The sequence below is a fragment of the Nocardia sp. CDC159 genome, from assembly GCF_023740735.1.
GTDB classification, from domain to species: domain Bacteria; phylum Actinomycetota; class Actinomycetes; order Mycobacteriales; family Mycobacteriaceae; genus Nocardia; species Nocardia pulmonis.
In genome coordinates, this window is record NZ_JAMRXH010000003.1 from 525,533 (window position 1) to 541,303 (window position 15,771).

At 69.4% G+C, this 15,771-nt stretch carries 15 protein-coding genes; 8 read left to right on the plus strand and 7 right to left on the minus strand.

The window, feature by feature from the left end:
• Positions 1-76: 76 nt before the first annotated feature.
• Complete coding sequence (locus tag NDR87_RS09400) at positions 77-313, minus strand: hypothetical protein (protein WP_251910739.1); 237 nt, start codon at positions 311-313, stop codon at positions 77-79.
• A gap of 96 nt (positions 314-409) precedes the next feature.
• Here NDR87_RS09400 and NDR87_RS09405 point away from each other — a divergent pair, with 96 nt between their 5' ends.
• Complete coding sequence (locus tag NDR87_RS09405; protein ID WP_251910740.1) at positions 410-2,449, plus strand: glycoside hydrolase family 15 protein; 2,040 nt, start codon at positions 410-412, stop codon at positions 2,447-2,449.
• Positions 2,450-2,452: 3 nt separating this feature from the next.
• Here NDR87_RS09405 and NDR87_RS09410 read toward each other — a convergent pair whose 3' ends face one another.
• The 4 genes from NDR87_RS09410 to lepA form a co-directional block, all read right to left on the minus strand.
• Positions 2,453-2,725, minus strand: coding sequence for a hypothetical protein (locus tag NDR87_RS09410; protein ID WP_251910741.1), 273 nt, complete (start codon positions 2,723-2,725; stop codon positions 2,453-2,455).
• Positions 2,726-2,791: 66 nt separating this feature from the next.
• Complete coding sequence (locus tag NDR87_RS09415; protein WP_251910742.1) at positions 2,792-4,585, minus strand: hypothetical protein; 1,794 nt, start codon at positions 4,583-4,585, stop codon at positions 2,792-2,794.
• Positions 4,582-6,879, minus strand: coding sequence for a hypothetical protein (locus tag NDR87_RS09420; RefSeq protein WP_251910743.1), 2,298 nt, complete (start codon positions 6,877-6,879; stop codon positions 4,582-4,584). Before NDR87_RS09420 ends, NDR87_RS09415 begins: the two co-directional genes overlap by 4 nt.
• 213 nt (positions 6,880-7,092) lie before the next feature.
• Entirely contained in the window at positions 7,093-8,931 is a 1,839-nt protein-coding gene (gene lepA, locus NDR87_RS09425) for a translation elongation factor 4 (RefSeq protein WP_251910744.1), read from the minus strand.
• Between the two features lie 214 nt (positions 8,932-9,145).
• Between lepA and NDR87_RS09430 the strand changes: the two genes are divergently transcribed.
• The 3 genes from NDR87_RS09430 to rpsT all read left to right on the plus strand — a co-directional run bounded on the left by NDR87_RS09430 (position 9,146) and on the right by rpsT (position 10,587).
• Positions 9,146-9,685 carry a type II toxin-antitoxin system PemK/MazF family toxin gene (locus NDR87_RS09430; RefSeq protein ID WP_251910745.1) on the plus strand — a complete coding sequence of 180 codons (540 nt, stop codon included), beginning with the start codon at positions 9,146-9,148 and terminating at the stop codon, positions 9,683-9,685.
• Between the two features lie 2 nt (positions 9,686-9,687).
• Positions 9,688-10,092 carry a DUF5360 family protein gene (locus NDR87_RS09435; RefSeq protein ID WP_251910746.1) on the plus strand — a complete coding sequence of 135 codons (405 nt, stop codon included), beginning with the start codon at positions 9,688-9,690 and terminating at the stop codon, positions 10,090-10,092.
• A gap of 231 nt (positions 10,093-10,323) precedes the next feature.
• Complete coding sequence (rpsT, locus tag NDR87_RS09440; RefSeq protein WP_251910747.1) at positions 10,324-10,587, plus strand: 30S ribosomal protein S20; 264 nt, start codon at positions 10,324-10,326, stop codon at positions 10,585-10,587.
• Positions 10,588-10,816: 229 nt separating this feature from the next.
• On the opposite strand, the gene NDR87_RS09445 is transcribed toward rpsT, so the two are convergent.
• Both NDR87_RS09445 and holA read right to left on the minus strand, forming a co-directional pair.
• Positions 10,817-11,278, minus strand: a complete 462-nt coding sequence (locus tag NDR87_RS09445) for an AAA family ATPase (RefSeq protein WP_251910748.1) — start codon at positions 11,276-11,278, stop codon at positions 10,817-10,819.
• Positions 11,279-11,605: 327 nt separating this feature from the next.
• On the minus strand, positions 11,606-12,580 hold the full coding sequence (holA, locus tag NDR87_RS09450) for a DNA polymerase III subunit delta (protein WP_251910749.1): 975 nt from the start codon (positions 12,578-12,580) through the stop codon (positions 11,606-11,608).
• Between the two features lie 385 nt (positions 12,581-12,965).
• On the opposite strand from holA, the gene NDR87_RS09455 reads away from it, so the two are divergent.
• The 4 genes from NDR87_RS09455 (at position 12,966) to NDR87_RS09470 (ending at position 15,764) form a co-directional block, all read left to right on the plus strand.
• Positions 12,966-13,199, plus strand: a complete 234-nt coding sequence (locus NDR87_RS09455; protein WP_251910750.1) for a hypothetical protein — start codon at positions 12,966-12,968, stop codon at positions 13,197-13,199.
• Between the two features lie 135 nt (positions 13,200-13,334).
• Positions 13,335-14,327: an NAD-dependent epimerase/dehydratase family protein gene (locus tag NDR87_RS09460; protein WP_251910751.1), complete on the plus strand. Its 993-nt coding sequence runs from the start codon at positions 13,335-13,337 to the stop codon at positions 14,325-14,327.
• Between the two features lie 522 nt (positions 14,328-14,849).
• Positions 14,850-15,518, plus strand: coding sequence for a TNT domain-containing protein (locus NDR87_RS09465; protein WP_251910752.1), 669 nt, complete (start codon positions 14,850-14,852; stop codon positions 15,516-15,518).
• The gene (locus tag NDR87_RS09470) at positions 15,519-15,764 is read left to right on the plus strand and encodes a hypothetical protein (RefSeq protein ID WP_251910753.1); all 246 of its coding nucleotides are present in this window, start codon (positions 15,519-15,521) and stop codon (positions 15,762-15,764) included.
• The last annotated feature ends 7 nt before the right edge of the window (positions 15,765-15,771 follow it).

Genomic DNA, 15,771 nt, shown 5'->3' on the forward strand with positions numbered 1-15,771 from the left:
CAACGGGTGAGCAACCAGGCCACCACAATCAGGACCAGCAGTGCAATCAGCGCAATTTGGACGCGCGAGCGCGGCATCAGGCGGCTTCCTTCCGCATCGGTCGAGGTGCGGGCGTCGGCGGCTGTGATTCGCCCACCGCGACCCGATCGCGGCCGAGCAGCCGCAGCACCACCCGCAACCCCCGGTCGAGCAGGTAGGCGATGGCGAAGCTCACCGGGACCATCCCCACCAGCACCACGGCGAACTGCGGAACGAACGGCAGACCGGCCACCCAGAGTTCGAAGCCGTCCCACCAGCCAGCAATGCGTTGCACGCATCCCAGCCTAGTGGCTGCCGCACCCGCGGAAGGGGGCCGGTCGCATTCGGGCGGTTGTGGACGCGCACCGCGGCCGCACCGATGATGGTTTTCATGGCGTCCTTCGATGAACCGCTCACCGACGAACCCGACGACCTCGAGCCGGAGGTCATTCCCGTCCGCCGCGACGCGCTGGCCGACATCCCGGATATCGACCTCGCGGGCGGGTTCGTCCCCGCGCGGCTCGGAACGACGCACAAGTCGGTCTACCCGCCCATCGATGACTACGCCTTCCTGTCCGATTGCGAGGTCAACTGCCTGATCGCCCGCAACGGGTCGGTCGAGTGGATGTGCGTGCCGCGACCGGACTCCCCCAGCGTCTTCGGCGCGATGCTCGATCGCAGCGCGGGCCATTTCCGGGTGGGCCCGTACGGGGTGAACGTTCCCGCCGCACGCCGGTATCTGCCCGGCGGCATGATCCTCGAGACCACCTGGCAGACCGATACCGGCTGGCTGATCGTGCGCGACGCGCTGGTGCTGGGCCCATGGCACAACACCGACAAGCGCAGCCGCACCTATCGCCGCACCCCGATGGACTGGGACGCCGAGCACATCCTGCTGCGCACGATCAAGTGCGTGAGCGGGGTGGTCGAGGTCGAGGTCAGCTGCGAGCCCGCCTTCGACTATCACCGCTCCCCCGCGCGCTGGGAGTATACCGGAGCCGTCTACGAACAGGCCACAGCCACCTGCGACGCCCCCGACCTGCCGTGCACCAGCCTCGTCCTCACCACCGATCTGCGGCTGGGCCTCGAGGGCCGGGAGGCACGGGCCCGCAGCCGGATGAACGAGGGTGACGAGGCGTTCGTGGCGCTGTCGTGGTCCCCGCTGCCGCCGCCGGGCAGTTACGAGGAGGCCGCGCACAAGATGTGGCAGACCACCGAATGCTGGCGGGAGTGGATCACCCTGGGCAAGTTTCCCGACCATCCGTGGCGCGGCTATCTGCAGCGCAGCGCCCTCACCCTGAAGGGGCTGACCTACGCGCCGACCGGGGCGCTGCTCGCGGCCGCCACCACCTCGCTACCGGAAACCCCCGGCGGGGAACGCAACTGGGACTACCGCTACTCCTGGGTGCGCGACTCCAGCTTCGCGCTGTGGGGGCTCTACACCCTCGGCATGAATCGCGAGGCCGACGACTTCTTCGCCTTCCTGCACGATGTGGCCACCGACGGCGACGGCGATCCGCTGCCGCTGCAGGTGCTCTACGCCGTCGGCGGCGAGCGCGAGATCACCGAATACGAACTGCCGCATCTGTACGGCTACGACGGCGCGCGGCCGGTCCGCATCGGCAACGGCGCCTACAATCAGCGCCAGCACGACGTGTGGGGCGTGCTGCTGGATTCGGTGTACCTACATGTGAAGTCGCGCCAGCAGGTGCCGGAAACGTTGTGGCCCATGCTGGAACGGGCAGTGCAGGGCGCCATCGAGCACTGGCGCGAACCCGATCGCGGCATCTGGGAGGTGCGCGGCGATCCCCAGCACTTCACCTCGTCGAAGATCTTCTGCTGGGTCGCGCTGGACCGCGGCGCGAAACTGGCCGAGATGCACGGCGAACTGGATTTCGCCAAGAAGTGGGCCGAGATCGCCGAGGAGATCCACGCCGACATCCTCGAGAACGGCGTCAACGCCGACGGCGTGTTCACCCAGACCTACGGCGGCGACAGCCTCGACGCGTCACTGCTGCTGATCCCGCTCGTCCGGTTCCTGCCCTCGGCCGATCCGCGGGTGCGCGCCACGGTGCTGGCCATCGCGGACGATCTCACCGATCAGGGGCTGGTGCTGCGCTACCGCACCGAGACCACCGACGACGGATTGTCCGGCGCCGAGGGAACTTTCACGATCTGCTCGTTCTGGCTGGTCTCCGCCCTGGTGGAGATCGGCGAGGTGGCGCGGGCCCGGCGGCTGTGCGAACGCCTGCTCGGCTATGCCAGCCCGCTCGAGCTCTACGCCGAGGAACTCGATCCCCGTACCGGCCGCCACCTCGGCAACTTCCCGCAGGCCTTCACCCATCTGGCCCTGATCAACGCCCTCACCCACGTGATCCGGGCCGAACAGTCCATCTCCTCGGGCGATTTCCACCCGGCCCACCGGGCCTGAGGGCTAGCGGCCCTTCGGTACGCAGGCGATGGTGTCGAACCGGGCCTGGCCGCGCCACTCCGGACGGGCGCGCATCCGGGCCTGTTCGACACCACGCTTGGCGGGGACGTCGACCGCGGGCAGCTCGTGACCGTCGTAGGTCTGGGCGGTGCAGGTCCAGTAGGGGGCGTTCCCGGTCTCGGAATCGGAATCGGCCTGGGCCGCAGGGGCGATCGCGATGGCGGCCGAGGTCAGTAACAGGCCGATCGGCAGACCGGTCAGGAGTTTCGTGCGCAAAATGCTTCCTCCGCAAGAAGAACTACGGTTTGGCGTAACTTACCCCACCGGTCCACGGTCGGCAGGCTAGATCGCATCGGCTCGCTCGCGAAGATCGCGCAATTCCACCAGCGCCGTCTCGATATCGGTGAGGCGGCGGTTGCGCCCCTCCGGGGAGTGCACCGCGGCGGCCTCCTCGGTGGCGCGCAGCGATTCGTCGACCGAGCGCAGCGTCTGGTTGGCCAGGTTGGTGAAGTGATCGCGCAGTGTGCGCTGCACCGCGCGCAGGCGATTGCGGGATTCCTTGCCCACCTGGAAGATCACATCGTCCATCAGGCGCGCGACCGCCACCTTCGCCTCGGCCTGGCGCTTCTCCCGGCGCAGCGAGCGGTCCTCCCACAGCGCGTACACGCCCAGCAGCACGGCGGCCGTGATCGAGTAGGGGTTCACCGGCGGCAGTCCGGCCACGCTGGACAGCAGCACGCCGATCATCAGCAGACCGCCGTAGCCGCCCCGCATGACGTTCACGATCGGTTGCACCACACCGACTTTCGTCTTGCCCAGCGGTTCCAGCGAGGCGACCGGCTCGAGCACCTCGCCCGGATTCTCCAGCCGCAGATTCGGCAGCGGCACATCCCGGTCGGTGCCGAACTTGTCGGCCACCTGCTCGGCCAGTTCCACCGAGCGGTAGTGGGCGATGACGAAGTTCTCCTCGACCGCCTCGCAGATGCGCGCGTCCAGATCCGCGCCGAATTCAGTCCAGCCGCGGGCCGGATCCTTCTGCGCGATCTCGGTTTCCGCGTCGCGGATCAGGCTGCGCAGCCGGTGGCGCAGATCGTGTTCGATATCGGCCATCAGTTCGGCGCAGCCGTCGGCGAGGGTGACCTGCCAGTTGGCCGAGCGCTGGCGCAGATCGTCGGCCTCGGCGCGCAGGATGCGCAGCCGGTCGGTGATCTCCCCGTAGCGACGCGGATCGCGCAGCGTCTCGGCCTCGCTGCGCAGCGCCAGCGCGAGATGGTCGGTGATCATGCGGATATCGCGCACCGCCGCCTCGCGCGCCACCGCGTCGGCCCGGCCGAGCAGATAGTCGCGCAGATGGTCGATCAGCTGTGGCACACCGGATTCCAGGCCGCGCCGCCGATCGCTGCCGGATCGCAGATACATCTCCGCCGAGATCGGCGCGACCGCGAAACCAAGCCCGGCATTGTCGAGCAGGCCGCGATTGCGCTGCTGCACCTGCGCCCAGTGCGGGAACCGATCGATCTTGTTGAGCACGCAGATCACGGTCGGGCACACCTGCTGGATGCGCTGCAGCAGGGCGATCTGCTCCGGACCGTATTCCGAACCGGCGTCGGACACGTAGAGCACCGCGTCCGCGGCCGCGATCAGCGACCAGGTGGTCGGGGTGTCGGCCGGGGCGCCCGGCGCGTCCATCACCACGAAGCCCTCGGCCAGCAGCGGGCTGGGTTCGGTGAATTCGGCCCGGATGACGCCCTCGGCGGTCAGCGCCGGGCCCGGATGCAACGGGTCCACGCGCTGACGCTCGGTGCGGCCGCCGACCGTCGAGCGGACCAGCGTGGCCGTCGACTCGGGGCCGTACTCGGCGATCACCGGCACGCTGATCGGGCTGTCGGTGGCGCTGACCGCCGCGCCGACCAGCCCGTTGACCAGGGTGCTCATGCCGTTCTTGGGTTCGCCGACGACCACCAGGCGCACCCGCGGATCGGCGACGCGGGCACGCGACATCGACAGGCGGGCGGTCAGATCCGCGCGTCCGGCCGCGCGCGTCTGCGCGAGCAGCTCGTCGAGCAGCCCGAGCAGAGGCGCCATCGCGTCCGGATGTTTGGCGGTGCCGGAGTCCAGGGCGGCCGACCCCGTCACAGCGTGATGTGCATATCGGCGACGGGATGGATTGCCGGGTGGTGCAATTCGGCGAGGGTCGCATCGGGCAGCAGGTGGCTCGACAGCGTGCCGCCCGCGGCGACGGTCAGGCTGCCGTGATCCTGCGTCCACGGCGTGGTGTCGTAGGCGTCCACCACATGCGCGACCGGCTTCACCGGAACCTGTTGTGTCGGAACCACACCGCCGCCCGCCGTCGGCGGCGTCACGACCGTGTGCGGCGGCTCGACCGGCATGGGGTGGGCGCCCGCCCCGGTGCCACCGCCGATGCCGACATCACCGGCGTTCGGGCTGACGGTGACCGGCGTGCTCGGCGCCATGCCGCCCTGTCCCGGCGTGCCGGGCGTCGGGTCGTGGCCGGTCGGGGTGGTGCCGTGCGTACCGGTCGGCTGCGCCGTGTGGCCGGTCGAGTTACCCGGGCCGGTCGGGGTGGTGCCCGTGCCGGGGCCGTCCGGATCGTGGGTTCCGCTCGGCGTGGTCGAGCCGCCCGTGCCGGGCGTCGTCGTGGCGCCCGAACCGGCATGTCCGGTGTTCGGGGTCGTGGTGGTGTCGTCGCCCGGCCGCGTGGAGGTGTCGCCCGGCCGGGTCGAGGTGGTGTCACCCGGACGCGCGGGGGTGGAACCGCCGATGTGCGTGGTCGTGTCGCCGGGCTGCGTCGTGGTCGAATCACCGGGCCGGACAACCGAAGTCGTCGGCGGCACGCTGATGTGCGGCATCGTGCTGGGCTTGTCGATATCGGCGGACGGCTTGGCCATCGGGGGCGTGGTGACCGTGGGTTGATCGACGGTCGTCTTGCCCGGATGCGAGCCGGGTGTGGTGGTGGTCTTGGTCGTGCCGTCGGCATGACCGCCACCGATCAGCGGTGCGGGCACCGCCGGACCGGTGTGGGTCGGCAGCGCGATCGCGACCGGATGCGTGGTCGTCTCCGCATGCCCACCGGTCTGCAGCGGGGTGGCGGCCACCGGCTGCACCGCCGCGGGCGCGGCCACCGGCGGCGTGAACGGCTGGGCCACAGCGACGTTCGCGACCGGAGCCGAGACCGCCACCGGGGCGGCCGGGGCCGCCGCGACGACCGGGGCGGAAGCGATGGCCGGGCCGGTGGGCAATCCCGGACCCGCCGGTGCGGGCGTACCCGCCACGGCCTGCGGTGCGGGCGCACCCGCGGGCGCGGTGCCCGGCTGACCGTGGGCGGCCGAACCATGGGCGACCGGTCCGTGCGGCGTGTGCGCCGACGCGACGCCCGCCGCCTCGGGTCCGCCCGGATGCGCCGCCGGTCCGGCGGCATGACCGCCGGGCGCGCTGCGACCCAGTCCCGCAACGAGATCCGGCACGCCCTGCGATCCGTCGCCGGTGGGAATGCGATGCACGCCCGAACCCAGCCACTGCGTGTAGTCGTCGAGTTGCTCACCCACGTTGCCGATCGCGAAGTCGACCTTCGCCTCGGTGGTGAACCAGATGCCGTCGAGTCCGACGTGCGCGTCGACCTTCAGCTCGGTGCCCAGGAACATCCCGGGATTGCCGCCGCCGACCCCATCGAAGCCGTGTTCCGGCTGCGCGGGCGCGGCGGTCGTATCGGCCAGGCCGAGGCCGCCCGGGCCCAGACCGTTCATACCGGGCAGATGCAGCCCCTCGGTGCCGGGCAGGCCCAGACCGTGGTTGAGGGGTAATCCGGCCGGATGGCCTGCCAGACTCGGTAATTCGAAGCCACCCGGGCCGTGCGCGGGCTGGGTGGGCAGACTGGGCAGGTCGAAGCCGGAGGTGCCGTGCTCGCTGCCGGGCAGGCCGAACGGCGGCGCGTCGGATCCGGTCGAGCTGTCCAGCGTCGGCAGGCCCAGGCCCGATCCGCCGTCGGTTCCGGTGGCCGGGAGCCCCAGAGCGGGCGCACCCTCGGCCATCGTGCCGTCGAGTTCGGGCAGGCCGAAGCCGCCGACCGGGGCCGGATCGTGCTGCGGCGCGGGCATCGGGGCGGTGACCGGCGCGGGAGCGTGCTTGCTCACCATCGGCGGCGGAACCGAACCGGGCGTCGGGTCCGGATAGGACACCACCGGACTCGGCACGTCGGGCTGCGGGTCGTTGTTCGCCCAGCCGGTGATCCGGCTGTTGTGCGATTCGTTGGCCGGGGCCGGGCTGCCGTTGGCCGCGATCAGGGCGCCACCGGTCACATATGCGCCTGCCCGGGCCACCCGCGCGACGCCGGTCGCGATGCGATACGCGGTATCTCCCGCGTGATCGCCCGCGCCCGAATCGTCCTCGTCGAAGGGCAGGTCACGCGTCATACAAGCTCCGCTCTCAGGTCGCTCGGCGGGAACCGAGCGGGTCTTACGGAAGAGATCGACTAACACAATATGTTCCGGAAAACCCGCCTGTCACATCATCCAGGTGAGGAGTTGTCCGGGACACTCCACGCTGTACAACCCTTACAGCGCACCAGACGTTACGGAAGACCCGAGATCGACGGGCATACCGGACCGGTCATCTGCGCAAGTTGCCTACTTTTTCTCCTTGGCCTTGTCCTCGGTGGACAGCGCGGCCACGAAGGCCTCCTGCGGGACCTCGACCCTGCCGATGGTCTTCATCCGCTTCTTGCCTTCCTTCTGCTTCTCCAGCAGCTTGCGCTTGCGGGAGATGTCGCCGCCGTAGCACTTGGCGAGCACGTCCTTGCGGATGGCGCGAATGTTCTCGCGCGCAATGACCTTCGAGCCGATGGCGGCCTGGATGGGGACCTCGAACTGCTGGCGCGGGATCAGCTCGCGCAGCTTCTCGGTCATCCGGCGGCCGTAGGCCTGCGCGGCGTCCTTGTGCACGATCGCCGAGAACGCGTCCACGGCCTCGCCCTGCAGCAGGATGTCGACCTTGACCAGATCGGCCTCCTGCTCACCGGCCTCCTCGTAGTCGAGGCTGGCATAGCCGCGGGTGCGCGACTTCAGCGAGTCGAAGAAGTCGAAGATGATCTCGGCCATCGGCAGCGTGTAGCGCAGCTCGACGCGGGTCTCCGACAGATAGTCCATGCCGCCGAGCTCGCCGCGCCGGGACTGGCACAGCTCCATGATCGAGCCGATGAACTCGCTGGGCGAGATGATCGTGCACTTGACGATCGGCTCGAAGACCTTGCGCACCTTGCCTTCCGGCCAGTACGACGGGTTGGTGACGACATGCTCGGTGCCGTCCTCCATCACCACCCGGTAGACCACGTTGGGCGCGGTGGAGATCAGGTCCAGATCGAATTCGCGCTGCAGGCGCTCGCGGGTGATCTCCATGTGCAGCAGGCCCAGGAAGCCACAGCGGAAGCCGAAGCCGAGTGCGACCGAGGTCTCCGGCTCATAGGTCAGCGCGGCGTCGTTGAGCTGGAGCTTGTCCAGCGCGTCACGCAGATCCGGATAGTCCGAGCCGTCCACCGGATACAGGCCCGAGTACACCATCGGATGCGGCTCGCGGTAGCCGGTCAGCGGCTCGGTCGCGCCGTCGCGGGCGGTGGTGACGGTGTCGCCGACCTTGGACTGGCGTACATCCTTCACACCGGTGATGAGGTAGCCGACCTCGCCGACGCCCAGGCCCTGGGTGGGCTTGGGCTCGGGAGAGACGATGCCGATTTCCAGCAGTTCGTGCGTCGCGCCGGTGGACATCATCTTGATCTTCTGGCGCGGGGTGAGCTTGCCGTCCACCACGCGCACGTAGGTGACCACGCCGCGATAGGTGTCGTAGACCGAGTCGAAGATCATCGCGCGGGCGGGCGCGTCGGCCTCGCCCTGCGGCGGCGGGACCTGCTCGATCACCGCGTTCAGCAGTTCGGGCACGCCGACGCCGGTCTTGCCCGACACCCGCAGCACATCCTCGGGCTCACAGCCCACGATGTGGGCGAGTTCGGCGGCGTAACGGTCCGGGTCGGCGGCGGGCAGGTCGATCTTGTTCAGCACCGGGATGATCGTCAGATCCTTGTCCAGCGCCAGATAGAGGTTGGCCAGCGTCTGCGCCTCGATCCCCTGCGCGGCGTCGACCAGCAGGACCGCGCCCTCGCACGCCTCGAGCGCGCGCGACACCTCGTAGGTGAAGTCCACGTGGCCCGGGGTGTCGATCAGATGCAGCACGTAGTCGGTGCCGTCCACGCTCCACGGCAGCCGCACGTTCTGGGCCTTGATGGTGATACCGCGCTCGCGCTCGATATCCATCCGGTCCAGGTACTGCGCGCGCATCTGCCGCTCCTCGACCACCCCGGTGAGTTGCAACATCCGATCGGCCAGGGTCGACTTGCCGTGGTCGATGTGCGCGATGATGCAGAAGTTCCGGATCCGGGACGGATCGGTGAACGTCGTATCCGCGAAGCTGGGCACTCCACTCCCTCACAGGTGCTCGATGGACTGTCGTCCATCGTCCCATGAACTTCGGACACCCTCGTCCACCGGTCCGCCGACCTGCTGGCCGGCCGTCGTGACCGAGATCACGTCGCCCCGCGAAGTGCGGCGAAACCGGACAGCAAATCCCGCGCTCCCCCAAACGAATTGCACGACCGTGAGAACGTCCCCCTCCGCCGTTATGCTCCGATTCATGGCCAGCACGTGGAGCTCTCTGGGCAAGCAGTTGGGGGCCATTGCCAAGGAGCAGGGGCCCAGGATCGTCCGGCAGCAGGCACCCCGGCTGGTGGAGCGCGCCCTGGGACGGCGCCGGGCCAACGTCCCGGTACGCCCCACGGCCTCGGTGCCCGTGCCCACCCGTCAGCGGGCCCGGCAGGTCGTGTACTGCCCGCATCTGGACGGCCGCGCCGATCCCGGGGAGATCGTGTGGACCTGGGTGCCCTACGAGGAGGACCCCGCCAACGGCAAGGACCGCCCGGTGCTGGTCGTCGGCCGCGACCGCAGAACCCTGCTGGGCCTGATGCTCTCCTCCAACCCCGTCCGCGCTCACGACCCCGACTGGATCGGAATCGGTACGGGACCATGGGATTACGAGGGCCGCCCCAGCTGGGTCCGGCTCGACCGCGTCCTCGATGTGCCGGAGGCGGGCATCCGCCGCGAGGGCGCGATCCTGCCGCGCAAGACCTTCGACCTGGTCGCCCATCGCCTGTGCGCCGAATACCACTGGTACTGACCGTGTCTCGCATACTCGGACCCACCAAGGTGGCGATGCTCGTCACCGATATCGGCTTCCTGCTGTACTGGGCGGTCGCCTTTGCCCACGTGATACCACCCGAGCTGGCCTACAAGGACTACACCAACCCGATCCTGAGCAGCTGGAACTTCTCCTTCGTCGCGCTCGACCTCCTCGCCAGCGCGACCGGCCTGGCCAGCCTGTGCCGAATCCCCGGCGCGCGGACACTCATGACCGTCTCGCTGACGCTGACCAGCGCGGCGGGTCTGCAGGCGATCATGTTCTGGGCGCTGCGCTGCGACTTCAGCCTCACGTGGTGGGTCCCCAACCTGTTCCTGCTGCTGTTCCCGATTCCGGCGCTGTTCGCCCTCACCCGCGAATCACGGCCGCTCGCCCCCGCGACCTAGGCCGCAGGTGAGCTCGACGCCCACCCCGAGGGCGGCGGGCCCGGTGACGCGGCACCGTGAGACGCAGGTAGGATCCTTGCATCAGCATGCGCCCGACCGGGGCGATTTCACCCCCGACCGGGGTGCCTGGTAGTCTCGACCGTCGGCGCGGCGCTACTCCCCGAGTGGTGCGCCCGATAAGACTTCCAAGGCATGAACACCAACTGACGACAGGAATCAGAGGAAACACGCGTGGCCAACATCAAGTCCCAGATGAAGCGGATCCGCACCAACGAGGCGGCGCGTCAGCGCAACCAGTCGGTCAAGTCCGCGCTGCGCACCTCGATCCGCAAGTTCCGCGAGGCCGCCGCGTCCGGCGAGAAGGACAAGGCCGCCGAGCTGATGCGGGCCGCGGGTCGCGACCTGGACAAGGCCGCCTCGAAGGGCGTCATCCACGCCAACCAGGCCGCCAACAAGAAGTCGGCCCTCGCCCTGGCCTTCAACAAGCTCGGCTGACCCGACTCCACCCCTACGCATAACGACGCCGCCGTGGCAGAGGATGACCACGGCGGCTTTTGTCGTATCCGGACCGATGCGGGCCGCGCCGGTCGCGCATGCCTCCGAGACCGCCGCAACCGATTACCGAAACGCGATCGAAAGCATTTCCGGTCCGGCTTTCCCGACGCTCGAGATCGCAGGCCCGAATTGGCAGGTCCCCCAGATTCAGGGGCAGCCCAGCAAATTGTCAACGCACATGCGCCAGAACGGCATCGGCCACCTGCGCGACCGGAATGGTGGTGACCACCTCGAGCGTGGCGATCTCCCGTAACAGTGGTTCCACCGTCTCGAGGTATTCGAGCGTCTCGGCCAGTTCCGCCGGATTCTTGCCGTAGGAGTTGGTGGTCCGGGTGGTCAGCCGCTCGACCAGCAGCTCGGCGGGGGCGCTGAGGAGCACGATGTGGTCGAAGCGGTCGTAGAACAGCACCTGATTACTGGTCGTACCCTGCACGAACAACAGGCCGTGGGGCGCATCCTCCTGCGACAGCAGCGCCTCGATCCGATCCGTCCGCCACACCCGTTCGCCGTCGACGAACTCGTGATAGTCGCCGTAGTCCGTGTCGACGCCGCGATACCCCCGCTCGCCGAGCTCGGCCAACAGCGCCGACTTTCCCGTCCCCGACATGCCCGTCACCAGTACCCGTTTCACACTGAGCCAGCGTAGGCCGCACCGGCTCACCTCGTGCCCGTCCTGCGGCCGGTCATCACCGGGCGCGAACTCGAGCCCACGACTGCACGCCCTTCGGTGGGTCATCGTCGGGTGCGGACCTCAGGCCCGCGACTGCACGCCCTCCGGCGGGTCATCACCGGGCGCGGACCTCAGCCCGCGACTGCGCGGTCCGCGTCCGCACGCCCTCCCGCCGGTCACCACCGGGGCGGGCTTCAGTCCGCGACTGCGCGGCCCGCGTCTGCGCACGCTCCGGCCGGTCATCGCCGAATGCGGGTTTCTGGGCTGCGGCTATGGGCCGGGTGGTGGTCAGCGCTGGGCGCCGTGTAGGTCGAGGATTTGGGACAGGGCGTGCTCCAGGGCGTAATCCGCGTCTGCCGCACCGCCTTTGACGTCGGCGTTGAGGGCGGCGACCACCTGCAGGGCGGTGCCGATGGTGGCGGCCGTCCAGCCGCGGGCCTGGCCCTGGGCCTTCTTCACCTTCCATGGCGGCATGCCGAGCTGGGAGGCGAGTTTGAACGGGTCGCCGCGACCGGCCGAGCCGACGCGGGCGATGGTATGGACCGAATCGGCCAGCGCGTCGGCGAGCAGGACCGCGGGCACCCCGCGGTCGGTGGCCCAGCGCAGCGCCTCCATCGCGCCGGGGCGATCGCCGGAGACCGCCAGCTCGGCCACGTCGAAGCCGGTGACCTCGGCCTTGCCGGAGTAGTAGCGCCGCACGGCGGCCACATCGACCCGGCCGCCGGTGTCGGCGGCCAATTGCGAACAGGCCGCGGCCAATTCGCGCAGATCCGAGCCGACGGCCTCGAGCACGGTCTGCACGACCTCGCCGGAGACCCGCAGCCCGGCCGTGCGAAACTCGTTGCGCACGAACTCCACCCGCTCGGCCGCCTTGGTGAGTTTGGCGCAGTCGTACACGACCGCACCGGCCTTCTGCAGCGTCGGCGCCAGCGCCTTGGCGCGGCCGCCACCGGAATGCAGGATCACCAGCACCACACCCTCGGGCGGGTCGCTGGCGGCGTCGGTGATGACCGCGACGGCGTCCTTACCGGCCTCGGCGGCCGATTCGAGCACGATCACGCGATCCTCGGCGAACAGCGACGGGCTGAGCAGCTCGGCCAGTTCGGCGGTGCTCGCGTCACCGGCGCGCAGGCGATCGACCGGCAGCGCGTCCGGATCGGGCGCGCCCGAGCGAGCCCGGCCGACAATCGATGCGACCGCGCGCTCGATGAGCAGTTCCTCCTCACCGAGCACCAGGTGGACGGGTGCGAGACGTTCGGTCACGGCGTCGATCCTACGTGGCGGGACCGACAGCCTTCGTTCGGGCAATATTGTTCGATCGACGCGGGCGACATTTCGTTAACACTTTTCGAGCATGATGTTTGTCTCAGCATTACTGGTCGATTGCCCATTACATCGGGGACGCCCCGGGCATTCGGGGCTTTCGAAATACGTTGCGCCGCCCACGTTGTCGATTGTTGACTGGTCTCGATCCGAACGCCGGATGGACCCTGGCGTTCGAAAACAATAGCGCGTTATCCCTCAGCTACCAGCCTCTTTCGACACAGAAAAAGGGGGCATTTCGCGCCTCACGCCAGCTGATAGAACGATCTCCGACGGAATCGAAGTATTCCGCCGACCCGATGAATTGCTATGGAAGAGGATTCGAATGAAGAAGCTCGGTACGTTCGTATTCGCGGCGGCCGCCGCGGGTGGCGTCCTGATGGCGGGCGCGGGCCTGGCCTCCGCCGACGTCGCGCTGGTGCCGGAGAGCAGTGTGGACGCGCAGCAGATCGTCGACGTCGGTGAGCCCGATCCGAACGGCACGGGTTCGGCGCAGGCGGTCACCGCCCTGACCAAGCTGCTGTCCTCGCTCAGCAGCGAGACCAAGCCCAAACCCTGACCGACCGGCACGGCCGGTTCTCGCGCTCGCGCGGGGACCGGTCCGCTGTCGCCGAACTGTCCGTCGGGACCGAAATCGCTTTCGCCGAGGGCGAACTCGCCCCGCCCGAGTGCCGCCGATCGACACCATGTGCCCATGCGGTTCCTCATTCTCGGCGGTACCTCGTTTCTGTCTCGGTGGACGGCCCGGGAGGCGGTGGCGCGCGGACACGAGGTGATCTGCGCGGCGCGCGGCCGGACCGGATCGGTACCGGTCGGCGCGCGGCTGGTCGTGGTGGACCGGGACCGTCCCGGCGCGCTCGCGCCGCTCGCCGGGGAGCGGTTCGATGCGGTGATCGATGTCGCACGAGCCGCGCTGGGCTGGGTGCTGGACGCGCTCGACGCGCTGGCCGACGACGCCCGGCATTGGACCTTCGTGTCCAGCATCAGCGCCTATGCCGATACGGCCACACCGGGACAGACCATCGATGCCCCACTGTGCGAACCCATTCGGGACCGGACCCTCGAATTCGCGGCCGAGCACTACGGCGGCATCAAGGTGGCGAGCGAGCTCGCCGTGCGGGAGCGCCTGGCCGAGCGCGCGTTCGTGGTACGCCCGGGACTCATCTCCGGCCCCGACGATCGCACCGACCGCTTCGGCTACTGGCCCGCCCGCTTCGCGCGCGGCGGCCCCACCGTCGTACCCGACGCCCCGCAGCAGCCGATCCAGCACATCGATGTCCGCGACCTGGCCGCATGGATCGTCTCCGCCGCCGAGACCGCCCTGGTCGGCACCTACGACGCCATCGGCCCCGTCACCGAGCTCGAATCACTGCTGCGCGAGTGCGCCGAACTCGTCGGCCCACCCGACCTCGAGCTGGTGCCGATTCCGCCGCGGACGCTGACCGAGGCGGACATCACTCCGTGGTCCGGTCCCAAATCGCTACCGCTGTGGCTGCCCGCCGACCATTACGGGATGGTCGCCCACGACCCGGCCCCCGCCCGCGCGGCCGGGCTGCGGATCCGGGACTCGGCCGACACCGTCGGTGCCACGCTCGCGGACGAACGCGCACGAGGACTGGATCGACCGCGGCTCGCCGGACTGACACCGGACGACGAACGCGATCTCCTGCGCCACCTCGGCGGCTGACCAGGCGGCACCGTCTCGCTGGCTCCGCAGCCTCGTGGCGGCCTCGCCACCGGCGACAGCAGCAGCGACAGCGAGAGCAGCAGCAACGGCGACAACGACAGCGGCAGCGGCAGCGGCACACCGACACCGGCAACGACAGCAGCGGCAGCGCGAGCAGCGGCAACGCCAACAACGGCAGCGGCGCGTCGTGCGGGGGGAGCCCCGGGGCCGCGCACCACGGCAGCACCTGCCGGGGTGTGTCGAGCGGCTCCGGCAAAGGCCCTCCCGTTGACATCCTGACCGAGTGAGGCGGCCGGCTACCGCTTCCACACGACCCATCTGTGGCCATCGCGCAGATCGCGTTGGCGGCCAGGGGATTCGAGACCGCGCACTTCTTGGCCATCGGCTCCGTCCCGCCGCTGACCGCGCAGGCCGACCATGCGCCCGGTCGATCCCCCTCCCCGGCCCGCGCCGGGCCGATACCCTCTGTTCAGGGCGATTTATCCCTTGTGCCGCAAGTACTTTCGAGATGATGGGGGTATCGTGCGTTACCGATCTCTGCTCACCGCGCTCTTCGCCGCACTGCTACTGCTGATCGGGTCGCCACTTTCGGCGCAGGCCCAGCCCGGCACCGACCAGTCCCTCTGTCGCCCGGGCACGCCGGACGCCGCGCCGCCGACCACCGACTTCTACGACGAGCAGCGGCCGTATCTCGGCCCCGACCCGCTGCCGCGCCGCCCCCCGGTTGGAGCATTGCTGTTCGGATATCAGCGATTCGGCCGATTGACCGCCGACGAGTTCGTCGCCAAGTACCGCAACGAATCCGGTTGGATCTACCCGCCGGCGGACGGGTTCGTCGTCATCGCCGGGCGTCCGTGGCGTCACGCGATCGCGCTGCGGCCCGGGCAGCGGATCGACCGATTCGGCTACCCCGGCGGCCGATTCCTCGCCCCGGTCGGCGACCGATTCGCGGCGCGGGCACTGCCGCCCCAGAACCTGAACACGCCCCAGGGCGCTTCGCAGAGCAACTATCACCTCTACTGTGTACTGAGGCAGTTCGATGTCGACGCCGGACCGATCGCTCCCTGGTTCGAACAGCCCGGCGGCGGGACACAATTCGTCCTCATGCCCGCCTACCTCCCCGAGGCGGGCGCGGCCCTGAGCGTCACCTGGCTCCTGCGGAACGGCTACCTGGTCGAAGAAAGGCCCTGAATGGACCGACGGCAACTGACTACCGCACTGCTCGCGTCCGGAGTTCCTCCGGAATCCTTCCAGATCACCGGAATTCACACCCACGAGCCCCTCCCCACCGACTTCTGGTTCCTCCGCCCCTCGCCCACCGGCTGGGAGGTGGGCACCTATGAACGCGGCCGCTACGAGGTCCGGGAGCACTTCCCCACCGAGACCGCCGCCGCGGCCTGGCTCTTCCGAACCCTCACCGGCCAAGCCCCGCCGTAGTTCGAGA

Coding starts and splice junctions, on each gene's coding strand:
- NDR87_RS09420 (WP_251910743.1), bottom strand. CDS start 6,879: ATGACGCGTGACCTGCCCTTCGACGAGGACGATTCGGGCGCGGGCGAT.
- NDR87_RS09470 (WP_251910753.1), top strand. CDS start 15,519: ATGGACCGACGGCAACTGACTACCGCACTGCTCGCGTCCGGAGTTCCT.
- NDR87_RS09405 (WP_251910740.1), top strand. CDS start 410: ATGGCGTCCTTCGATGAACCGCTCACCGACGAACCCGACGACCTCGAG.
- NDR87_RS09460 (WP_251910751.1), top strand. CDS start 13,335: ATGCGGTTCCTCATTCTCGGCGGTACCTCGTTTCTGTCTCGGTGGACG.
- NDR87_RS09430 (WP_251910745.1), top strand. CDS start 9,146: ATGGCCAGCACGTGGAGCTCTCTGGGCAAGCAGTTGGGGGCCATTGCC.
- NDR87_RS09455 (WP_251910750.1), top strand. CDS start 12,966: ATGAAGAAGCTCGGTACGTTCGTATTCGCGGCGGCCGCCGCGGGTGGC.